The organism is Micromonospora sp. NPDC052213 (assembly GCF_040679695.1).
Classification (GTDB): Bacteria; Actinomycetota; Actinomycetes; order Mycobacteriales; family Micromonosporaceae; genus Micromonospora.
Genome location: NZ_JBFAVI010000297.1, coordinates 1 through 3,828 on the forward strand (window position 1 = coordinate 1; position 3,828 = coordinate 3,828).

Consider the following 3,828-nt stretch of genomic DNA (forward strand, 5'->3'; position numbering starts at 1 on the left):
CGGGGGCTGTGTTTCCTGTGACCTTATGCGCCCAGCCCGAGAACTGCTCGGTGATCCGGGACGGCTACTCGCAGCCCAGGGCATCCTTGTACCCGACGGGCGGGCCTCCGGCGGCCACCTTGTCGGCGGTCTCCCAGAACACCTCCGGCCAGTCACCCTCGTCGTTCATCTGGTGTAGCACCTTCCACTTGTGGCTACTGCGCAGCGCGTCCGCGGCCCGCCGGAGGGCGGCGTCGTCGCCGGCCTCTTTCGCCCGCAGCCATTCGGCGATCCATCCGCAGCCGATCCGGCTGGTCACCTTGGCACCGAACTGGTAGGCGTCGTTGGTGCCGAGGCCGTTCAGTGCGGCGGTGTCGAAGCCTGGAGGGAGCGGCACGTCGGCGAGCACCTTGGCCGCCTGCTCGTTCACCCGCTCGGGTGTGACGATCTCGGCCGGAAGCGCGGCCAGCCAGGTGTGGGCGTCGACGCGGACCACGTCGGCGACAACGCGATCGAACTCGCTCCGCGTCCAGGCGCCCCCGGTACGCAGTTCGACGAAGGAACCGTCGCGGGGACGGAGCATGACAGCGAAGTCGCTCGCGCTGTACCGGAACAGGTCGGCCGGCCAGCCGTCGACCTTCACCGGTTCCGGCTTGCTGACCTGGAGTCGATCCTTGTGGTAGCCGTCGTACTGGGCGGCCGGGTACCAGTTCATCTCCAGTTGCCGTCCGCCGTTGCTGAACGCGATCGTGCCCTCCTTCTCGGCGAACCCGTAGACGGTGGTCGCCTTCCAGCCAGGCTGGTCGATCAGCAGCCGCGGGTTCTCCTCGGCCGCCTTGAGCACCATCGCCGAATACGCGGCCGGGCCCGTCGCCTCGGAGGTGATCGGCGGGTTCGCCGGTCGCCCCTCCGGCTGATCGACATTCAGGATCGAGACGGCCAGGACACCGGCGAGCAGGGTGGCCGCGACGCTTGCGCCGGCGAGCCCGCTCATCATGCCGCGGCGCGCCCGGGGGCGTTTGCCGGGCGGCTCGGCGACGGGTCCGAGGGTCGGCACGGACATGATCTCCTCCAACAGGTTCTGCGCGGCCCCGTCGAGGTGCCTGATGACATCGGGCCGGTACGGGTCGGCGTCTCGGACCATCCGGCCGAGGTGCTCGTCGGTCATCTGCCCTCCTCCGAGGCGCGTGCTGCCATGACGTCGAGTACATGTCCGGGCGGGCCGAGGTCGTCACCGACGAGATCTCGCAGTCGGGCCCGGGCACGTGACAGCCGGGTACGGACCGCAGCCGGGCTCACGTGAAGGACCGCGGCGGCCTCGCGCGGCTCCAGGCCCTCCCAGAAGGTCAGCATCAACACCTCGCGATCCAACTCACTTAGCCGGGCCAGCGCGGCCTGGACCGTGAGCCGCGCCGGCACCTCGCTGCCCGGGTCGACGGCGGCGGCGACCCGGAGTTGTTGCCGCAACCGTTCACCGAGCCGTTCCCGGCGCACTCCGCCGCGGTGGTGGTTGGCCAGCACCCGTCGGGCCACGCCGTACAGCCACAGCCGAACCTCAGCCTCCGGCGGCATGTCACGGCTGCGCCGCCAGGCGACGAGGAACGTCTCGGCGACCACGTCCGCCGCGTCCTCGGGCTGCTCGACGCGCCGCATGGCGTACGCCAGCAGCGGCTCGAAGTTCGCCGCGTAGACGCGTCGGAAGCGGTCCTCGTGCTCAGTCCCCGAACCCACGTCTGTTCCATGTCCGGGCGAGCGCCCATCGTGACAGACCCGACCCGGAAATCGCGGCGCTCGTCGGGCCGGCCTCGGTCCGGGTCCCGCCGAGGCGGCACGGGGATGGCACGTACGAGGCGGTCAGGCGTGCAGCACCGCGGCCAGCAGGGCGTACGTGGCCTCGTCGAAGGCGACGAGGCGTACCTGCTCGACCTCGGTGGGCGTGGCCTGGATCGTGGTCACGGCGATCGCCGCCGCCCGGTCGGCCGGGAACCCGTAGACGCCGGTGGCGATGGCCGGGAACGCGACGCTGCGCGCGCCGATGACGTCGGCGACCTCGAGACAGCGCCGGTAGCACGACGCCAGGACGTCGGTCTCCCCGTGGTCGCCGCCCTCCCACACCGGGCCGACCGTGTGGATGACGTGTCGTACCGGTGGGTCCAGGTCGAACGCCGGAGTGGCCACCGCGTCGCCCGGCTCGCACGGCGCCAGTGCGGCGCCCGCCTGGGCGAGCCGTGGCCCGGCCGCGCGGTGGATCGCCCCGTCGACGCCGCCGCCACCGAGCAGCGACTCGTTCGCCGCGGTGACGATCGCGTCGACGTCCTCGTCCGTGATGTCACCCAGTACGACCTCGATCGAAGGCATGCCCCGATCCTGTCACCGGTGCCCGGCCGGCGACCGCGGGATCGCGGACCGGCTGCCGGAGCCGGCGTACGAGACAGGGACGCCGGACAACATCGTCTCAGCCGACCGGCCCGACGGCTCCACCCAGGTCGCCGGCCCCGGTGCGGTCGCCGTCGGCGCGGCTCGCCGGCAGCACCCCGGGGCGGGTCCGGTCGAGTCGCGGACCACCAGGTGGTGGCCGGTCGACCGGCGGCGGGGACGGGTCGACCGGGGCTTGAGCGCGAGCGACAGCGCCATCCGCCCCATGTCGGTCATCGGCAGCCGGATGGTGGTGAGGCTGGGGGCGAGGTCGGCGGCGACGGAGACGTCGTCGAACCCGACGACCGACATCCGCTCGGGCACGGGGATGCGGTGCGCCCGCAGCGTCGACAGCACGCCGATGGCCATCGCGTCGTTGAGCGCGATGATCGCGGTGGCCCGGGGGTGGTCGCGCAGGATCCGTTCGGCGGCGACCCGGCCGCCGTCGCGGGTGAAGTCCGAGTGCACGACGGGAAGGTCGTCGAGGGAGAGCCCGCGCTGCCGCAGGGCGGTCGCCACGCCGGCGAGCCGGTCGGCGACGATGGTGAGCCCGGCCGTGCCGGCTGCGACGGCGACGCGATCGGCGAGTTGGTGCCGTACGCCCGGGCCGCGGGGGTCCGGCTCGCCGTGGAGCCGCTGCACCCGATGTTCTGCTCGGACCGGTGCGTGGTCGCCAGTCTCGGTCAGGCCCTGGACCTCGTCGCGCCGTATCCGGCGGAGACGGCGGGCGTCGTCGTCGACACGTACCACCTCTGGTGGGACGACCAGGTGTGGGCGCAGATCGCGCGGGCCGGCCGGGAGGGACGCATCGCCTGCTTCCAGATCGCCGACTGGGTGACGCCGCTGCCGGCGGGGGTGCTGCTCGGCCGGGGGCTGCCCGGCACGGGCTGCGTCGAGCTGCGCCGGTTTCGGGAGGCCGTGGACGCGGCCGGGTACGACGGACCGGTGGAGGTGGAGGTCTTCGCCGAGGAGGTGTGGGCACGGCCCGGCCGGGAGGTGCTCGACGAGGCCCTCGCCGGCTACCTCACGCATGTCGCCTGAGCGGACGCGCGGCCCGCCCGATCCTCCAGGTGCCCCGCCTCGTGCGCCTGGTGGTCAGGTGTGGAGGCCGGCTCACTGTGCGATCGGCGCCTGCGGCTCTATTCTTGCGCGGTGCCGTACGCCGACCTCGGTTTCGCGCAGTGGAACGACCTGTCTGACGGCGCTGCCCGCCGGATGGCCCAGGACATCGCCGACCGACACGACCTGACCGTGGTCGGCCTGAAGGACACGACGTACGCGGGGCGGTCGCACCGGATGGCGCTGTTCGACCGTGACGGGATGCGATTCGCTCTCGTACCCGGCGGCCGGCCCACTCTCGGCTACGACGCGGCCCGATTCCGGCCCGCTCCGGAGCAGGCTGCCAGCTACGCCGACAGCGCCGGCGAGTACGGT

General features: G+C 72.7%; 4 protein-coding genes and 2 pseudogenes. 2 read left to right on the top strand and 4 right to left on the bottom strand.

From position 1 onward, the window contains the following. Positions 1 to 64 precede the first annotated feature (64 nt). From AB0L34_RS33145 to AB0L34_RS33160, 4 genes are all read right to left on the bottom strand, one after another. Positions 65 to 1,147 (bottom strand): hypothetical protein, encoded by a 1,083-nt coding sequence (locus AB0L34_RS33145; RefSeq protein ID WP_363709554.1) that lies wholly within the window; start codon positions 1,145 to 1,147, stop codon positions 65 to 67. Then, positions 1,144 to 1,710 carry an RNA polymerase sigma factor gene (locus AB0L34_RS33150; protein WP_363709556.1) on the bottom strand — a complete coding sequence of 189 codons (567 nt, stop codon included), beginning with the start codon at positions 1,708 to 1,710 and terminating at the stop codon, positions 1,144 to 1,146. The genes AB0L34_RS33145 and AB0L34_RS33150 overlap by 4 nt, the downstream gene beginning before the upstream one ends. A 123-nt stretch (positions 1,711 to 1,833) precedes the next feature. Beyond that, on the bottom strand, positions 1,834 to 2,337 hold the full coding sequence (locus tag AB0L34_RS33155; RefSeq protein ID WP_363709558.1) for an O-acetyl-ADP-ribose deacetylase: 504 nt from the start codon (positions 2,335 to 2,337) through the stop codon (positions 1,834 to 1,836). 12 nt (positions 2,338 to 2,349) lie between these two features. Continuing rightward, positions 2,350 to 3,036, bottom strand: a complete 687-nt coding sequence (locus tag AB0L34_RS33160) for a substrate-binding domain-containing protein (RefSeq protein ID WP_363709560.1) — start codon at positions 3,034 to 3,036, stop codon at positions 2,350 to 2,352. On the opposite strand from AB0L34_RS33160, the pseudogene AB0L34_RS33165 reads away from it, so the two are divergent. Then, a pseudogene (locus AB0L34_RS33165) lies at positions 2,968 to 3,435 on the top strand (TIM barrel protein); the annotation flags it as partial. The gene AB0L34_RS33160 and the pseudogene AB0L34_RS33165 overlap by 69 nt on opposite strands. Positions 3,436 to 3,546: 111 nt before the next feature. Then, a pseudogene (locus AB0L34_RS33170) lies at positions 3,547 to 3,828 on the top strand (hypothetical protein); the annotation flags it as partial.

Excerpts from the sequence above, each read along its gene's own strand:
- AB0L34_RS33145 (WP_363709554.1), bottom strand. The coding sequence starts at position 1,147 with ATGACCGACGAGCACCTCGGCCGGATGGTCCGAGACGCCGACCCGTAC.
- AB0L34_RS33155 (WP_363709558.1), bottom strand. The coding sequence starts at position 2,337 with ATGCCTTCGATCGAGGTCGTACTGGGTGACATCACGGACGAGGACGTC.